This is a genomic window from Maridesulfovibrio sp. (assembly GCF_963677005.1).
Taxonomy (GTDB): Bacteria; Desulfobacterota; Desulfovibrionia; order Desulfovibrionales; family Desulfovibrionaceae; genus Maridesulfovibrio.
The window spans coordinates 1,330,254-1,345,636 of sequence record NZ_OY781616.1 but is presented as its reverse complement, the minus strand read 5'-3'; the positions used below and the strand labels follow the sequence as shown (position 1 = coordinate 1,345,636).

Sequence of the window (15,383 nt, the reverse complement as noted above, 5' to 3'; positions counted from 1 at the left end):
TTTTTAATGAAGGTATGCATCTGGGGGGCACGAGGGTCCCTGCCGGCCACGTTCAATGCAGAGAGGGCCAGGGACAAGGTCAAGGCGGCTCTGGAAATTGCTGTGGCTAAAGGGATAGATTCCACTACCGATCTGGATTCTTTCATTGATAATGAGCTTCCGTTTCCTGTAAGGGGGTCATACGGGACCAACACGCCCTGTATTCAGATAGAAGGGCGGGGTGATGAGTACATTATCTGCGACTGCGGTACAGGGCTCCGTGATCTGGGCAATAAAGTCATGCAGGAGCGTCAGGGTAAGAACGGTGCTCATTTCCATATTTTTATGTCGCATCTGCACTGGGATCACCTTCAGGGATTTCCTTTTTTCGTTCCGGCATACATTCCTGGAAACAGAGTCACCTTTTACGGCGGGCATCCCAACATTGAAGCTGCATTGCGTACGCAGCAGAGTGAACCCGGTTTTCCTGTGCATTTCGACAATCTCGGATCAGAAATAGATTTCGTGCGGCTGAAAAACGGTCAGGAACTGGAATTGTGCGGGGTCACTATCCGGGTCAAGGCTCAGTATCATCCCGGCGGCTCATTCGGATACCGTTTCGAAAAGGACGGCAAAGCGGCCGTCTATTCAACGGATTGTGAACACAAGAGCGCCACAGCCCTTACGGATGAGGGATTTGTTGATTTTTTCAGGGATGCGGACCTGCTTATCATGGATGCCCAGTATTCGTTTGCGGAAGCAAATTCCATAAAAGAGGACTGGGGCCATTCCAATAATATAATCGCTGTTGAAATGTCGGGTATGGCCGGCGTAAAGACCTTGTGTCTGTTTCATCAGGAACCGGTCCTTGACGATTTTCAGCTTCAGAAATTTCTTGATGACACCATCGAGTTTGCCGGGTTTGTGGAGAAAAAGCCGGGGAACATCATCATGGCTCAGGACGGTCTTGTTCTGGATCTGTAATAGCTTAGTGAAATATTTGTGCTTTTCCATATGCCCGCCTTACCGGCGGGCTTTTTTGTGCCCGGCGTTTATGTCTTCTTTTTGACTTTTTCAATTTTTATCATTTCCGATAGTCGGCTTAATGCTTGTTAATTCCTTTAATATACACTTTTTTGGGGATTGGCATTACCCTTGCTTCCATGTCGGGTGAATATTCCGGGCAAATATCCCGGTGCATCTGAATCATGGAGCGGCGTATGAAATTTGACGACTTGAAAGAAGAACTGGGGCTCATGGATTTTGAGTCTGGAAGTTCCGATACATCCGGGATGAACGGCTGGTCCGTGCCCTGGGCGGACCTGATGATGGTCATGTTCGTCCTGTTTGTGGTTCTGTTTATCTACAGCCAGTCCAAGGAAAATATCAAAGTCATTTTCAGCGGCAATGCCCGCAGTCAGGTTTCCGTCAGTCCGGCGGACGATCTTATCGATATGATTTCCTTTCATAGAGATGCCATGAGCGGATCAGCCAAAGTGCTGCTTACTCCGGAGGATACCCTTTACCGGAGCACAGACGGTGCCGTCAGCATGAAAGAGGAAAACGGCGAGCTCAAAATTGTCATGCGCGGGGATGCTTTTTTTGCGCCGGGAGAAAGCAGGCTGGAAGAAAAAACCAGACAGTATCTGGCCGAAGTGGCCGATGTTTTGAAAACAAATACACATGCCATCCATGTTGTGGGGCATGTGGATGATAAGGATGTGGCAAAAATCGGGCAGAGTGCAGCCTTTGAACTGTCCACTGCCAGAGCTGCCCGTGTGGCTCGATACCTGTCATATGAAAAAGCGATTGATCCTGTGCGTATCATCGTCAGCGGGCGCGGAAATTACGCCCCTGAGCTTCCGGATGATATGGGCAAGGTCAGCGGAAACAACCGAAGGGTTGAAATCGTCGTTATAAATACCGACATCAATGCCGAGTAAGGAGGTCTGTTATGAATAAGAAGAATCTGGCGGGCGTAATTGTCGCTTCAGCAGTATTTTTGGCCAGTTTCTGGGTCAGCGGCGGAATAGCGCTGTACTGGAATGCGGCCGCATTGGTCATAGTGCTTTCCGGTCTTGCCGTTGCGGTCCTGCTCAGCTATCCGGTCGAGCAGCTTCGTGACGCTTTCAAGGTTGTCCATGAAACTTATTCCGGCAGGCTTACCACTCATGAGGAGATTGTCGACACCCTGCTTGATCTGAGTGTGCGCTCCAGGATGGACGGTATGCTTTCTCTGGAAAAGGCCAATGAAAAAACCACCATATCATTTCTGCGCAATTCGCTTACTCTGCTGGTGGATAACTTTGAGGAAGACGAAATAAAGGACTGCCTCAAGACCGAAATGTCTTTTTTTCATATGCGCAGGAGTGAATCGGAAAGAATATTCCTCTCCATGGCCCGTTACGCACCCGCTTTCGGTGTTGCCGGTTCGGTTATCGGGCTGATCGGCCTGCTCATGGGAATAGACAATCCCGAAGTGATCCTGAAGCATATCCCCGTGGCGTTCATTTCAACTCTTTACGGTGTTATTCTCAGCAACATGATTTTTGCGCCCATGGCCGAAACCGTTCGGGCCAGAACCCGCAACGAACTTATAAACCACAAGATGATCATGGACGGGGTCATAGCCATCAAAAAAGAGCAGAACCCCTATAAGCTTGAAAGAAAGCTGGTGGCCTTCCTCAGCCCGGAAGATCGTGAAGCCAAGACAGAAGAACTCAGGAATATCACCCGCAAGTACATAAAGATGCGTAAGCAGGAGCGTCTTGCCAAGGATAAGATTCTGCACGAGGTGCCGCTGGTCAAAGCTTCCTGATACGAAAAATCTGTTTTCAGGCATTGAATTACCGGGGCTGTTCCGCTTGTAGCGCGGACAGCTCCGGTTTTTTGTGTCTTTTTTTTGACACTGCGTATCATTTGACAAAAATAATCTGTTACAGCTTTACGTTGGCCGGGGGATTGTTTTACTTTTAATAGACGTTAGTAATGCGGATATTGTTCGAATTAGATTAAACCAATCAGCCGTTTTACGGGCTGCTTTTCAAGGACGGATTTATGGGACTTATTCTGGCGGTTGATATTGGCGGGACAAACAGCAGGTTCGCGGCGTTCGAAACCGGTCCGGGAGGGCAGCCGGTAATGAAGGAAACCGTCTGGCTTTCCAGCAAGAATGCGGGAAGCTTTGCTCATTTGCTGGAAATGCTGGCGGAAAGCGAATTTCCGTATTCTCCGCAGGATTTTGATGTGACAGTGCTGGCCCCTGCAGGACCTATAATCCGGGGTGTGTACTGCAATGTCACCAATGTGGACTGGGATGTTGATTTCAGGGACGGGTATGAAAAATACGGTTTCCGGCGGGCCGTTCTTATCAACGACTTTGTCGCACAGGCTTATGCCTGCCGTACCAAGGCCGTGGAAGGATGCAGGGTCATACATGATATCGAGGTTTCGCCGACCGGCACACTGGGAGTCATCGGAGCGGGAACGGGATTGGGACATTGCGCCCTTGTTCCGCTGCCCGGTTGCGGCTTTGCTCCGGTGCCTTCCGAGGCCGGACATATTTCGTTTCCGGCAGAGACTGTGGAGGAACTTGATTTCTGCCGTTATGTTATGGATCGCAGAGGAATTACCTACTGCTGCGGCGATGAAGTGCTGACCGGAAGGGGGCTTACCATTCTGCATCGCTATCTGACCGGAGAAGAGCTGGAAGCCGGAGAAGTTGCAGCCCGGATGAAGGAAGGCGGAAAGACTCTTGAATGGTACTCGAAGTTTACCGCCAGATGCTGTCGGAATTATGCCCTGACCGTCTGCGCTACCGGAGGGCTGTATATCTCCGGAGGAATCGTAGCAAAGAATCCTTTTGTTGTGGATCAACCAGTGTTCATGGAAGAGTTTCTGCGTTCTTCGTCCATGGAAGATCTGCTTAAGCGTATTCCGGTATTTCTGAACGATAATCAGGACAGCGGACTTTACGGTGCGGCGTTACGAGGAGTGTGGCAACTGAATTGAGTTCATATATCGTTTTTAGAATTCACCGCCAAATACTGATTTGTTTTCAGCAGTGGTCACAGGGCCTGTCCTGCCGGGATGAATGTTTCCGGAGTTTGTTTTGTCTTTATAGAAATGAGTGATTGGTCGGACTTGATTCTATTGGGTTTGACTATTGACAGATTGTAGTAAAAAGCAATTTGTTTTTTAAAAGAATATGCCTATGATGAGGACAGAGATTTTTTTGTTGCAGGTCCTTTATGAAGATAAAATTTCAAGTCGTAACAGTGATACTATTCTTGGTACTGCTTGTCTGTTCTGCAGAGGCGGGAACCTACACGCTTGTTTCTCTGGATTATCCTCCTTACGGATATCTGGAGAACGGAGTTGCGAGCGGTTGCGACGTTGAAATAATACAGGAAGCTTTCCGCCGTATGGGTGAAGAGGTGGAGTTCAAATTCTTTCCATGGAAGAGAGCGCTCGCCATGGCCAGCCATGGGCTGGCAGACGGAATGTTCCTGCTGCTTAAAACTCCTGAGCGTTGTGAGTACATGGAATACAGCGATCCTGTTCGCTTGGAATCCATGGCCTTTTTTGTCCGTAGTGATTCAACAATTGATTTCAACGGTGATCTTGCTTCGCTTGATGAATACAGCTTCGGAGTCATAAAGGATTTTCTCTACGGCAAGGAAATTGATAAATATATAAAGGATAAATTGTGGCACAGGGTTGAGACCGCCGATTCCGTGCAGACCAACCTCAGCAAGCTCATAAAAGGCCGGTTTGATATATTTATTTCCGATGACCTGTCGACATTCTATACAGCCCGCAAGATCGGGGTTTTATCCGGGATTCGCAGGCTGCTACCAACCGTGGGGCAGAATCCTGTATATGTTTCGTTCTGCAAGAAAAATAATACCGCATTGTTGCGTGACCGGTTCAACAAGGCATTGAAATCCATGAAGGATGACGGTACATGGGAAGCTGTGATTCAGAAATACAGAAATCGGTACATAAATGATTTCCCCAACGAAACTTTCATCATGAACGGCGGGGCGCACTGACGCTGCTATCTAGGAATTTAGCAGGTCGAAGGCCGAATGTCGCCCGTATGGGGCCGTTTTTACATGATGTGTTCAGGATAAACGATGCAGTGGGACAAGCTATTAGGCAAGCAGAGAATCGGTAAGACACTTGCCGCGGAAGCCAACCGCGACAGAAGTGAATTTCAAAAAGATTTCGACCGTATTATCTTTTCTTCCGCATTCCGGCGGTTGCAGGATAAGACTCAGGTTTTTCCTCTTTCCAGAAGCGACTACGTGCGCACGCGGCTGACACACAGCCTTGAGACCTCGTCTGTTGGGCGTTCTCTGGGATACATGGTCGGAAGCAGGCTTATTGATAAACACGGCCTTGATCTCATGCCCGCGGAGCCTGCCACTGTAGTGGCCACCGCCTGCCTCATGCATGATATCGGCAACCCTCCGTTCGGCCATTCCGGCGAGGATGCAATCCGGGACTGGTTCGAGTGTTCCTCTATAGGCAGTGATCTCTGTACCTGGATAGGCAGGAAGAAGAGGGATGATTTCCGGCTGTTCGAAGGCAATGCTCAGGGATTGCGAAATGTGCTGGCCCTGCAGCGGCCCAACAATCCCGGCGGTATGCAGCTGACCTGCGCAACCCTTGCCGCTTTTACCAAGTATCCGTTTACTTCCGAATATGCCGGAAGCAAAAAGAAATTCGGAATTTTCCTGACTGAAGTTGCTACTTATGCGGAGCTGGCAGAATACCTGGGACTTTCCAAGAAGGAAGGAAACCGGTGGGCCCGCCATCCTTTTGCCTACCTTGTGGAAGCTGCCGACGACATCTGTTATCACGTAGTGGATTTGGAAGACGGCTACCGGTTGGGGCTGGTTTCCTTTGATGATATCCGGGCCATGTTCATGGATGTGCTGGATCATGATCCGGCTGTGGCCAAGCGGATCGATTCCATGGGTGAGGATAAGGAAAAGGTCGAGTTTCTGAGGGCCACGGCCATAAATGCGCTTGTGACCAGTTCCTGTGAAGTCTTTCTTGCCAACGAGGACGCCATACTGGAAGGCGCGTTTGAGTCCAGCCTTACCGAATGTATTGAAAAGTCGCATGAGTTCAGCATGCTCAAGAAAGTGGCAATAGAGAAGGTCTACAATTCTACCGAAGTGATTGATACGGAGGCCGCTGCGTATGAGGTGCTCTGGAAGATTCTTGATTTTTTCGGTCAGATAGTGTGCGAACTTCACACCGGGGAAAAACTCGGAGCGAAAAGTCGAAAATCAATCAAACTCCTGCCGGATCATTACAAACCTTCGGAAGATCTGTCCGTGTATGAAAATACTCAGAAGGTAGTGGATTATGTCTCCGGCATGACCGATGCCTTTGCCGTGCGCACATTCAATAAGATTACAGGGATATCGCTTATGCGCAGATGATCAGCCTGTATTGCGGTTGTGATCCTCTGTGTGAACTTCCCGGTCAGGCGGAACAGACCGAGCCCGGTCCGTCCTGTTTTGCCTTTTTCAAGGCGGCGTCCACCTTTTCAAGCAGTGTTTCCGCAGTGTCTTCAGCTGTGCAGGCAGCTATTCCCGTATTCAGGCTGAAGGGTATTTTCAGCAATGCCCGGTCGGTTTTTATGATCCGGTCTATTTTTTCGGCCAGATTGAGGGCGTTTTTCACCGTAGTGTGCGGTGCCAGAATGATGAATTTATCGCCGCCGACGCGGAAGAAGCTGTCCGGCCTGCGCAGGTGTTTACGGACTGTACGGGCGAATCCGGCCAGCAGTTTGTCTCCCGCTTTCTGGCCGTGCTTTAAATTTATGTCCTTGAAGTTGCTTATATCCATCTTGATGAGAGTAAGGTCTGACCCGTAACGCGCGGCAGATGAAATTTCCCGTTCGGATTCCTCATAAAATTTCATGCGGCCCGGCAGGTTGGTCAGGGTATCCCTTTCCGCCAGCTTGCGGATGGTGGAATTGCAGATTTCCTTTTCCCGCAGGCTGCGGAGAAGTTCGTTGCGCATCGGCTTATCAACAAGCATGAAATGAACCACGGCAAATACGCAGATCAGGAAGAGCAGGCCATATTCTATTTTGACTCGTGAGCCTGTCTCGGCTTTGAATTTTTTCCCGGACTCAAGCAGAATTCTGTCTATAATCCGATCCAGTGTTTTTGCGGAGCCTGAAACAGTGTCCTTGTCTCCGGATTCGGTTGCCTGCATGAATTGCTGAGCAGCCTGAAAAAAATCCTCCGCCGTGTTTTCGGGAAACAGTTGTTCTTTGCGATTGTCCGGGTAGTTTTCAAATTCATTCACCAGCCCTTTCAGCCGGTGCAGATCGTAGCCGGTTGCAGAATCACTGAAAGCAGTCTCGTATGTGTTTAGTTTGATTTCAAGTAGACCGGACCTCAGGGAAGAGTAGTTTCTGCCATCAATTATGATGGTGTGGAACAGATAGACCGCCGCAAGTGACATGATAATGATAAGGGGAAGTGTCAGCTTGTACCTGATGCCGTTGATTTTCTTCTGTCTCATTTCCTGGGCCTTGAAGTTTTCATTCATTATTTTCCGGACATTTATTTTTTCATTTTATCCTGCGGCGGGCTTTCTGTAAAATTATAATTATACAAAAGGAATCGGCCTCTGTCCTTCCCGTTGATTGCTTCAGCAGGGTAGACGGTGGAAAAGATAAACTGTAATAGATGTTGTTACAAAATAAATATGCGGTTTCATGCGTTCCCTGTCAGAGGTCGGGAAGGGTATATAACAGTGATTGCCTGCCCTTGGTCCGGGGATGATTGATTTTTTATGTTGCCCTTGTACACTCCTTGAGCTAGGGAAACCGCGTACGCGCAAGGAAATTCAAGGAGAATGAAATTGTCCAAGGCAGACAGATATTCTAAAATGTATCCCATATCGTGGGAACAACTCCAGCGTGATTGCAGGGCTCTGTCCTGGCGACTGCTGGATAAAGGGCCGTTTGAGGGAATTCTTGCAATCACTCGCGGGGGTCTTGTTCCCGCCGCTATTCTGGCCCGAGAACTGGAAATAAGGCTCATCGACACTGTGTGTATTTCCACATATGATTGGAAGGTGCAGGAAAAGAGAGCCACAGTGCTTAAAGGTTTCAATGGAGACGGCGAGGGCTGGCTTCTTGTTGACGACCTGGTTGATACCGGCGGCACGGCAAGGCTGGTACGTGAAATGGTCCCCAAAGCTCATTTCGCCACCATATATGCCAAACCGGAGGGGCGTCCGCTGGTTGATACATATATTACTGAAGTGAGCCAGGATACCTGGATTCTCTTTCCATGGGACAGTGCAACCCAGTTTGCCCAGCCCATTGTGAAGGTTTCTCAGGAAAATCAGGATGATTAAGGCCTGAGTTCAGGCTTTAAAAAAGCAGGACCTGAAACGGGGGATTTGCCGCCGGAACGTTTGACCGGGCAGGTTCCTTTTTCAGCTTCTGTGTATTTTATGTTTTGATGGAAGACTATAGGTACGGAATTTCATTGACTGTTCAAAATTGAATCAAGGAGTGGATGATGCGTAAAATTCTGCTTATGCTCATAGTTGCGGCCATGTCCGTAATGATGGCATCCGTTGCTTTCGCCGGAGCTAAAAAAGAAAAGGTCAAAGTCGGTTTTGTCTACATTTCACCCATCGGTGACGAAGGTTATTCCTTTGCTCAGGATCAGGGACGTAAAGCCATCGATGCCCTTCCCTGGGTTGAAACAACCGCTATCGAGTCTGTTCCCGAAGGTCCCGACTCCGAGCGCGTAGTGCTTAACCTTGCCCGCAAGGGATATGATGTTATTTTCGGAACCAGCTTCGGCTACATGGACCCCATGGTCAAGGTTTCCAAAAAATTTCCCAAAGTTGCGTTCATGCACTGTTCCGGTTTCAAAACCACCCCGAACATGAGCAACTATTTCGGTCGTATGTACCAGGCCAGATATCTTACCGGTATCGTAGCAGGTATGATGACCAAGTCGAACGTTATCGGTTATGTTGCCGCTTTCCCCATTCCTGAAGTTATCCGCGGCATCAACGCCTTCACCCTTGGTGTTCGTTCCGTAAATCCCGCAGCCACTGTCCGCGTTGTCTGGACCAAGACCTGGTATGATCCTGCTCTGGAAAAAGACGCCGCCATCTCCCTGCTCGACATGAAGGCTGATATCATCACCCAGCATCAGGATTCTCCCGGACCTCTCGAAGCTGCTCACGAACGCGGAAAATACGCTATCGCTTACAACTCCGATATGTCCAAAATGGCTCCCGATACCCAGCTTACTTCCGCTGTATGGAACTGGGCACCCCTTTTCAAGAATACCGTGGAACAGGTTCGCGACGGTGTCTGGCAGGGTAACGAAGCACTGTGGTGGGGCATGGATCAGGGTGTTGTGGACATCGCTCCCTTCGGCCCCATGGTCCCGCAGGACGTAAAGGACAAGGTCGCTGCCGCAAAGCAGGATATTATCAGCGGCAATAACGCTGTTTTCGTAGGTCCCATCAACGATCAGAACGGTAAGGAAGTTGTCCCGGCCGGTAAAACCATGTCCGATCCCGATATGCTGGGCATGAACTGGTTTGTTGAAGGCGTAATCGGAAATACCAAGTAATTATTTATGTTGGGTTATCGCTTACAAAAGCGCGACGAACCCTGGAACTGGGGCGCCCCGATTATTATCGCGGGCGCTCTGGTTCTTTCTTTCGGGATCAGCGCGCTCCTGCTGGAACTGCAGGGTAAATCCGCCGTTCAAGGACTCCTCGTGCTCTGGCAGGGGTCTTTTGGAGCTTCATGGGCGCTGGAAGACGCTCTCCTGAAAGCCATCCCCATTTTTCTGTGCGCCCTCGGCGTGGCCGTGGCGTTTCGCATGCAGGTCTGGAATATCGGTGCCGAAGGTCAGTTTGCTCTCGGTGCCATCGGTGCAACCTGGGCAGCGCTTACTTTTCCTGATCTGCCCGGTATTCTGCTCATGCCGCTGATGTTTATCTGTGCGGCCCTGTTCGGCGCGTTCTGGGCGTTCATTCCGGCGATACTGCGCCTCAAGCTGCAGGTGAACGAAATCATATCCACCCTGATGCTCAACTATATCGCCATACTCCTGCTGGAATATCTGGTGTTCGGAGTCTGGAAGGATCCGTCCAGTTTCGGTTTTCCGGTTACCCCGGAGTTTTCACCAAGCGCCATTATCGGCCAGATAGGTGATAGCCGGCTGCATTGGGGCGTGGTTGTCTGCATCGGTGCCGGAGTGGCCATGTGGGCCTTTTTGCGTTTCACCCGTCTCGGATTCGAGATAAGGGTTGCCGGAGAAGGGGCAAGAGTAGCCATGTACTCCCGCCTGCCTTACGGAATGCTGACCATACTGGTTATGGCTATTTCCGGCGCGCTGGCCGGTTGGGCAGGGTGCATCGAGGCTTCCGCCACCATTAACAGGCTTCAGGCAAGCATCATGGTCGGCTACGGATACACGGCTATTGTCGTGGCCTGGCTGGCAAGGCTGCATCCCCTTTATATAGGTATTTCCGCCTATCTGCTGGCCGCTTTGCGGGTAGGGGTGGAAAACATGCAGCTTGAACTGCAGACCCCGGCTTCTTTCGGTTCCATAATGGAAGGTCTGATTCTTCTGTCCGTACTGGCCGGTCAGATGCTGGTTACTTATAAGATCGTTAAGAAAAATTAGGCGTCCGCATTTGTTGCGGACTGTCGTTTTTTCGGGTGGTAGAGATGTTGGAAAGCTTTATAGTCCCCCTGCTGGCTGCTACGGTTCAATCCGGTACGCCGATTCTTTACGCCACGCTCGGTGAAATACTCACCGAAAAAGGCGGAGTGCTCAACCTCGGTGTAGAGGGTATGATGAGCATGGCCGCTTTTGCGGCGTTTTTCGTCACCATGACTACCGGCAATCCATGGCTTGGATTTGTCTGCGGCGGGCTTGCCGGCAGCTGCATGGCCGCTATGCACGGACTGGTCTGCATCACCTGCCTCGGCAATCAGGTTGTTTCAGGGCTGGCCCTGACCATTCTCGGCACCGGGCTGTGCAACTTTCTGGGCACTCCATACATCGGTGTGGCCACGGACGGATTCGATAAGTTCAGTTTTCCGATTCTGTCGTCCATACCTTATCTGGGTGATATTCTCTTCAAGCAGGACGCTCTGGTTTATGTCTCGTTCGTTGTTCCGTTTCTGCTTATGGTTTTCCTGAACAGAACCAGTCTCGGATTGGCAATAACCGCCGTGGGTGAAAAGCCTTCGGCCGCGGCAGCAGTCGGGCTGAAAGCCATTCGGCTGCGCTGGATCGCACTTCTCGGCGGCGGATTTCTGATCGGTCTGGGCGGAGGCTATCTGTCGCTTGCGTATACCCATCTCTGGGCCAACGGTCTTTCCGGCGGACGCGGCTGGATAGCTGTTGCGCTGGTAATTTTCGCTTTCTGGAGACCCGGCAGGGCCGTTTTCGGAGCCTATCTTTTCGGGGGAGTCATGGCATTTCAGCTCAGGTTGCAGGCCGTCGGAACCCACATCCCTTCATCTCTTCTGCTTATGCTGCCGTATGCCCTGACCATTCTGGTGCTCATTTTTTCTGCCGTGCGCGGACGCAGCGGTGCGGCTCCCGCACATCTGGGAATCAACATAGAACCGGAAGGATAGGTTTCTGGCATGAGTTCGCAAACAGATTTTACCCGCCCGGAATGCCGGAAGGCCAAAGGATTTGAAGGCTGCCCTCCAATTATCTCACTCAAGGGCATCACCAAGCGGTTCGGCAAGGTTGTTGCCAACAACGATATTTCACTGGATCTTTACCCCGGGCGCATCAAGGCGCTTCTTGGCGAAAACGGTGCGGGTAAAAGTACGCTTATGTCCATGCTGGCAGGGAGGTTCCGCCCGGACGAAGGGCATATTGAAGTGGATGGACAGCCGGTTGATTTTTCCAACTCCAAGGACGCCATCAGGGCCGGAGTCGGGATGGTTTATCAGCATTTTATGCTTGTTGATACCATGACCGTGGCCCAGAACGTCCTGCTCGGACAGGAGGGCGGCTTCTTCGTCAACCCTGCGGAGATGGAGGAGCGGGTCCGGAAACTTGCTGCGGATTACGAGCTGGACATTGATCCTTCCGCGAAAGTGGCCAACCTGTCCATGGGCGAGAAGCAGCGGGTTGAGATCCTGAAGCTGCTGTATCGTGAAAGCCGGGTGCTGATTTTTGATGAACCTACGGCCGTTTTGACTCCTCGCGAGGCGTTCCGTCTGTTTGAGGCGCTCTGGGCAATGACCCGTCAGGGCAAATCAGTTGTTTTCATCAGCCACAAGCTGGAAGAGGTCATGGCCATTGCGGACGAAGTCGCAATCCTGCGCCGCGGTAATATCGATGCCGAAGTTCCGCGGGATAAGATTGTTTCAAAGGCCGATCTGGCCTGCCGGATGGTCGGCAAGGAAATAATTCTGGAAGTTGACCGGAAGGAAGTGGAGATCGGCGAAAAGGTTCTTGAGATAAAGAACATGACCGGCATCGGTCTGCGCGGAATTAACCTTGATGTTCGCCGCGGGGAAGTCGTGGCAATAGTAGGGGTGGCCGGTAACGGACAGCAGGAACTTGTCGAAGGGGTCTGCGGTCTGCGCAAGCCGCCCAAGGACACGATTTTCATCATGGGCAAGCCGTGGAGAACTTTTTTTGCGGAAATGACCTGGAACAATTCCATGTCCTACATTCCCGAAGACCGGCTTGACCTTGCCACCGCCCGCAATCTTGATCTGGTGGACAATCTACTGCTGACCACAAGGCAGGGATTTTCGTCCGGGCCCATATTGAAAAGGGAAAAGGCCGCATCCGTGGCTCGTGAGCTTGTCCGGGACTATGATGTCCGGCCGGGACGCGTTCAGGCGCTTGCCTGGCAGCTTTCAGGCGGCAACCTCCAGAAAATGGTGCTGGCTCGTGAGCTTTACCGGCAGCCTCACCTGATTGTTGCCGAGCAGCCGACTCAGGGGCTGGATATTTCAGCCACAGAGGAAGTCTGGTACAGACTGCTGGATGCCCGTAAAATGGCCGGTGTGCTGCTTGTGACAGGTGATCTCGGTGAAGCCCTGCAACTGGCCGACCGTGTTGCGGTTATGTACTGCGGCCAGATAATGGATGAATTCCCGGTCTGCGATAAGGCCAAGGTTGATAATATCGGCCTGCTCATGGCCGGGGTTCGTGAATAGATCTTTCATGAATTTCTGGGTCGAACTGCGGGCGTCATAATCGGCCCTTCATTGTTTTTCAACAGCAAGGCCGTGGTATCGGATTTCGATATCACGGTTTTTGATTTTTTAGCTCAGATTTATGTTGTAGGGGCTTTTGCAGACGGATTTTTACATCAAAGTTTATTCTACATAATTGTATGTTATTTTGAATTTAATTTTAAATTTTACAGTTATGTATAAGTTGAGGGTAGTATTTTCTATTTGGTAGGGCTGTTTTGCTTCCTGGCTGTAAAGATTTGCGCCTATGTAGAAAAAAATAAAGTTTTTAAAAACGTATTCTGATTAAATAAGTCTTTTGTTTTTGAGTGTCTAATGTATTTTTTATAGTAAAATTAGATAAAATTGCCAGTCTGTAATACAATTTTGCTTGCTTGAATAATCCTAAAACATCTTACTGCGCTGTTCGGTGTCCCTATTGTGTGGTTTTGGAGTGTAGTAATAGATTTTGAATCTGTGTGAAATTTTTCTCAATGTGCCTTCTGTAGTTTGTCCAAATGTTGTCGAGTTTAGTTGCAGAGCATATACATCTACGTATTTTTATTGAAATAATCGTGGATTTTTATTAGTTAAAAACGACTTTCATGAGGAGGAATAGAATGAAGACTAATTTTCTGTATGTAGGAATGGCAGTAGTTTTTGCCGTTCTCGTAATTATTTACGCAACCACCACCAGCAATCTTAGCGAGGAGATTGCTAACATTTCTGACAGCAAGCCTGAAATTGTTAAGGAAGAACTGGTTGTCCGTTTTCCGATCAACCTTGAATTTCAGCGTCCCGAGGTGCTGAATCAGGTGCGTTTCACCCCGGTTAAATTTTCCCATTTCGACCATCAGGATGAAAACTGTTCCAAGTGTCACCACACCTGGGACGGCAAATCCCAGATCAAGAACTGTGCTTCCGCCGGATGTCACGATGATCTGAAACACAAGGGACGTCCCCACTCCTACTTCAAGGCATTCCACACTCTGTCCAGCGACAGAAGCTGCCGTGGCTGCCATGTAAAGTTGAACAAGGAAGGACAGACCGATATCGCGACAGCTCCCTGTGCGAACAACGCTTGCCACCCCAAACGGGAAAGAGCGCACAACTAGACTGTCTTCATAGTTTTTGGTTACACGCAAAAGCCGCCTGTGGTTGCCCGCAGGCGGCTTTTCTTATGTCGCCGTAATATTTATCAGAACCAGTCTACAGTTCTGCGAAGAGTTGTTCCGCCGCGCTGAGATGGACTTCAAGTTCCGAGTCCTTGAGGTTCAGCGCCTGCTGCAGGTCTTTCATTGTCTGACCCGGATCGAACAGCGGATAATCGCTGCCGAAAAGTATCCGTTCCCGGGGATGCTTGTTCATTATTTCCCTTAATACCTGTTTGTCCATGAACGGAATTGCGCTGGAGGTATCCATGTACACGTTGTATCCGGCCAGTTGTTCCGAGGCCCACTGCCAGTGGCAGTAGCCGCCCATGTGTGCTGCAATGCAGGTCAGTTTCGGAAAGTTTTCCAATATTTTTCTGAGTTTTATCGGGCAGGATGGATTTTTCTCCGGAGGCAGTTTGTCCCCTACATGAAACATTACAACAAATCGGCCCTGAACCATTTCGAGAAGGCGGTAGAATTTGGGCTCGTCCATGAAAAATCCCTGAAAGTCGGGATGAAATTTCAGCCCCTTGATCCCGTGACGTTCTAGTCTTTCAAATTCCTTTTCAGGGTCTTTGTAGTCCGGGTGCATGGTGCCGAAGGTGATTATCCGCTCATCTGATGCGGCCAGTTCCAGAGACCAGTTGTTGGCCGGGATGACCTGATCCGGTGTTGTTGCGGCTGTATGAACTATTACACGGTCTATGCCTGCTCTGGTTGCTCTTTGGAGCAGGTCGTCAGTGCGTCCGTTTCCGACAATTTCTATTCCGTAGTGGCCGTGCAGTTGTTCCAGAACTTTGTCTGCAATTTTGGGATGAAATGCGTGAGTGTGAACGTCGTAGTACATGATGTGCCTGATTTTGTCCGCAGGAATGCAGTGCTGTCACCCTGCCGGTTTGTGGTTGACTCGTGTGTCCGGATTCTTTCTATGGAAAGAGTGGACCACGCTGAAGCTGTCAGAAGACAAGGTTGCTTCTGACGGTCAAGTTGTCTGGTTATCGGTCTGGGTG

At 50.1% G+C, this 15,383-nt stretch carries 14 protein-coding genes; 12 read left to right on the top strand and 2 right to left on the bottom strand.

Annotated features, from left to right (window positions below):
- Positions 1–6 precede the first annotated feature (6 nt).
- From ACKU4E_RS06260 to ACKU4E_RS06235, 6 genes are all read left to right on the top strand, one after another.
- Complete coding sequence (locus ACKU4E_RS06260) at positions 7–963, top strand: MBL fold metallo-hydrolase (protein ID WP_320170220.1); 957 nt, start codon at positions 7–9, stop codon at positions 961–963.
- A 236-nt stretch (positions 964–1,199) separates the two neighbouring features.
- A complete protein-coding gene (locus ACKU4E_RS06255; RefSeq protein WP_320170219.1) occupies positions 1,200–1,922 on the top strand; it encodes an OmpA family protein in 723 nt (240 codons plus the stop codon).
- Positions 1,923–1,933: 11 nt separating this feature from the next.
- A complete protein-coding gene (locus ACKU4E_RS06250; RefSeq protein WP_320170218.1) occupies positions 1,934–2,797 on the top strand; it encodes a MotA/TolQ/ExbB proton channel family protein in 864 nt (287 codons plus the stop codon).
- A 239-nt stretch (positions 2,798–3,036) separates the two neighbouring features.
- Positions 3,037–3,990 carry a glucokinase gene (locus tag ACKU4E_RS06245; protein WP_320170217.1) on the top strand — a complete coding sequence of 318 codons (954 nt, stop codon included), beginning with the start codon at positions 3,037–3,039 and terminating at the stop codon, positions 3,988–3,990.
- A gap of 239 nt (positions 3,991–4,229) precedes the next feature.
- Positions 4,230–5,033 carry a transporter substrate-binding domain-containing protein gene (locus tag ACKU4E_RS06240; protein ID WP_320170216.1) on the top strand — a complete coding sequence of 268 codons (804 nt, stop codon included), beginning with the start codon at positions 4,230–4,232 and terminating at the stop codon, positions 5,031–5,033.
- An 84-nt stretch (positions 5,034–5,117) separates the two neighbouring features.
- Entirely contained in the window at positions 5,118–6,437 is a 1,320-nt protein-coding gene (locus ACKU4E_RS06235; RefSeq protein ID WP_320170215.1) for a deoxyguanosinetriphosphate triphosphohydrolase, read from the top strand.
- A 43-nt stretch (positions 6,438–6,480) separates the two neighbouring features.
- On the opposite strand, the gene ACKU4E_RS06230 is transcribed toward ACKU4E_RS06235, so the two are convergent.
- Positions 6,481–7,560 (bottom strand): GGDEF domain-containing protein, encoded by a 1,080-nt coding sequence (locus tag ACKU4E_RS06230; RefSeq protein ID WP_320170214.1) that lies wholly within the window; start codon positions 7,558–7,560, stop codon positions 6,481–6,483.
- A 342-nt stretch (positions 7,561–7,902) separates the two neighbouring features.
- Between ACKU4E_RS06230 and gpt the strand changes: the two genes are divergently transcribed.
- The 6 genes from gpt to ACKU4E_RS06200 all read left to right on the top strand — a co-directional run bounded on the left by gpt (position 7,903) and on the right by ACKU4E_RS06200 (position 14,334).
- Entirely contained in the window at positions 7,903–8,376 is a 474-nt protein-coding gene (gpt, locus tag ACKU4E_RS06225) for a xanthine phosphoribosyltransferase (protein ID WP_407944124.1), read from the top strand.
- A 167-nt stretch (positions 8,377–8,543) separates the two neighbouring features.
- On the top strand, positions 8,544–9,620 hold the full coding sequence (locus tag ACKU4E_RS06220) for a BMP family ABC transporter substrate-binding protein (RefSeq protein ID WP_320170212.1): 1,077 nt from the start codon (positions 8,544–8,546) through the stop codon (positions 9,618–9,620).
- 6 nt (positions 9,621–9,626) lie between these two features.
- Positions 9,627–10,685: an ABC transporter permease gene (locus ACKU4E_RS06215; protein WP_320170211.1), complete on the top strand. Its 1,059-nt coding sequence runs from the start codon at positions 9,627–9,629 to the stop codon at positions 10,683–10,685.
- A gap of 44 nt (positions 10,686–10,729) precedes the next feature.
- Positions 10,730–11,650, top strand: a complete 921-nt coding sequence (locus tag ACKU4E_RS06210; RefSeq protein WP_320170210.1) for an ABC transporter permease — start codon at positions 10,730–10,732, stop codon at positions 11,648–11,650.
- A 9-nt stretch (positions 11,651–11,659) separates the two neighbouring features.
- A complete protein-coding gene (locus ACKU4E_RS06205; protein ID WP_320170209.1) occupies positions 11,660–13,201 on the top strand; it encodes an ABC transporter ATP-binding protein in 1,542 nt (513 codons plus the stop codon).
- Between the two features lie 638 nt (positions 13,202–13,839).
- The gene (locus ACKU4E_RS06200) at positions 13,840–14,334 is read left to right on the top strand and encodes a cytochrome c3 family protein (RefSeq protein ID WP_320170208.1); all 495 of its coding nucleotides are present in this window, start codon (positions 13,840–13,842) and stop codon (positions 14,332–14,334) included.
- 94 nt (positions 14,335–14,428) lie between these two features.
- Here ACKU4E_RS06200 and ACKU4E_RS06195 read toward each other — a convergent pair whose 3' ends face one another.
- Complete coding sequence (locus ACKU4E_RS06195; protein WP_320170207.1) at positions 14,429–15,220, bottom strand: amidohydrolase family protein; 792 nt, start codon at positions 15,218–15,220, stop codon at positions 14,429–14,431.
- Positions 15,221–15,383 lie beyond the last annotated feature (163 nt).

Bases quoted from the DNA above. Each gene is read 5' to 3' on its own strand.
- gpt (WP_407944124.1), top strand. From the start codon at position 7,903: ATGTATCCCATATCGTGGGAACAACTCCAGCGTGATTGCAGGGCTCTG.
- ACKU4E_RS06235 (WP_320170215.1), top strand. From the start codon at position 5,118: ATGCAGTGGGACAAGCTATTAGGCAAGCAGAGAATCGGTAAGACACTT.
- ACKU4E_RS06260 (WP_320170220.1), top strand. From the start codon at position 7: ATGAAGGTATGCATCTGGGGGGCACGAGGGTCCCTGCCGGCCACGTTC.
- ACKU4E_RS06200 (WP_320170208.1), top strand. From the start codon at position 13,840: ATGAAGACTAATTTTCTGTATGTAGGAATGGCAGTAGTTTTTGCCGTT.
- ACKU4E_RS06240 (WP_320170216.1), top strand. From the start codon at position 4,230: ATGAAGATAAAATTTCAAGTCGTAACAGTGATACTATTCTTGGTACTG.
- ACKU4E_RS06250 (WP_320170218.1), top strand. From the start codon at position 1,934: ATGAATAAGAAGAATCTGGCGGGCGTAATTGTCGCTTCAGCAGTATTT.
- ACKU4E_RS06230 (WP_320170214.1), bottom strand. From the start codon at position 7,560: ATGAATGAAAACTTCAAGGCCCAGGAAATGAGACAGAAGAAAATCAAC.
- ACKU4E_RS06220 (WP_320170212.1), top strand. From the start codon at position 8,544: ATGCGTAAAATTCTGCTTATGCTCATAGTTGCGGCCATGTCCGTAATG.
- ACKU4E_RS06255 (WP_320170219.1), top strand. From the start codon at position 1,200: ATGAAATTTGACGACTTGAAAGAAGAACTGGGGCTCATGGATTTTGAG.
- ACKU4E_RS06205 (WP_320170209.1), top strand. From the start codon at position 11,660: ATGAGTTCGCAAACAGATTTTACCCGCCCGGAATGCCGGAAGGCCAAA.
- ACKU4E_RS06210 (WP_320170210.1), top strand. From the start codon at position 10,730: ATGTTGGAAAGCTTTATAGTCCCCCTGCTGGCTGCTACGGTTCAATCC.
- ACKU4E_RS06245 (WP_320170217.1), top strand. From the start codon at position 3,037: ATGGGACTTATTCTGGCGGTTGATATTGGCGGGACAAACAGCAGGTTC.
- ACKU4E_RS06195 (WP_320170207.1), bottom strand. From the start codon at position 15,220: ATGTACTACGACGTTCACACTCACGCATTTCATCCCAAAATTGCAGAC.
- ACKU4E_RS06215 (WP_320170211.1), top strand. From the start codon at position 9,627: ATGTTGGGTTATCGCTTACAAAAGCGCGACGAACCCTGGAACTGGGGC.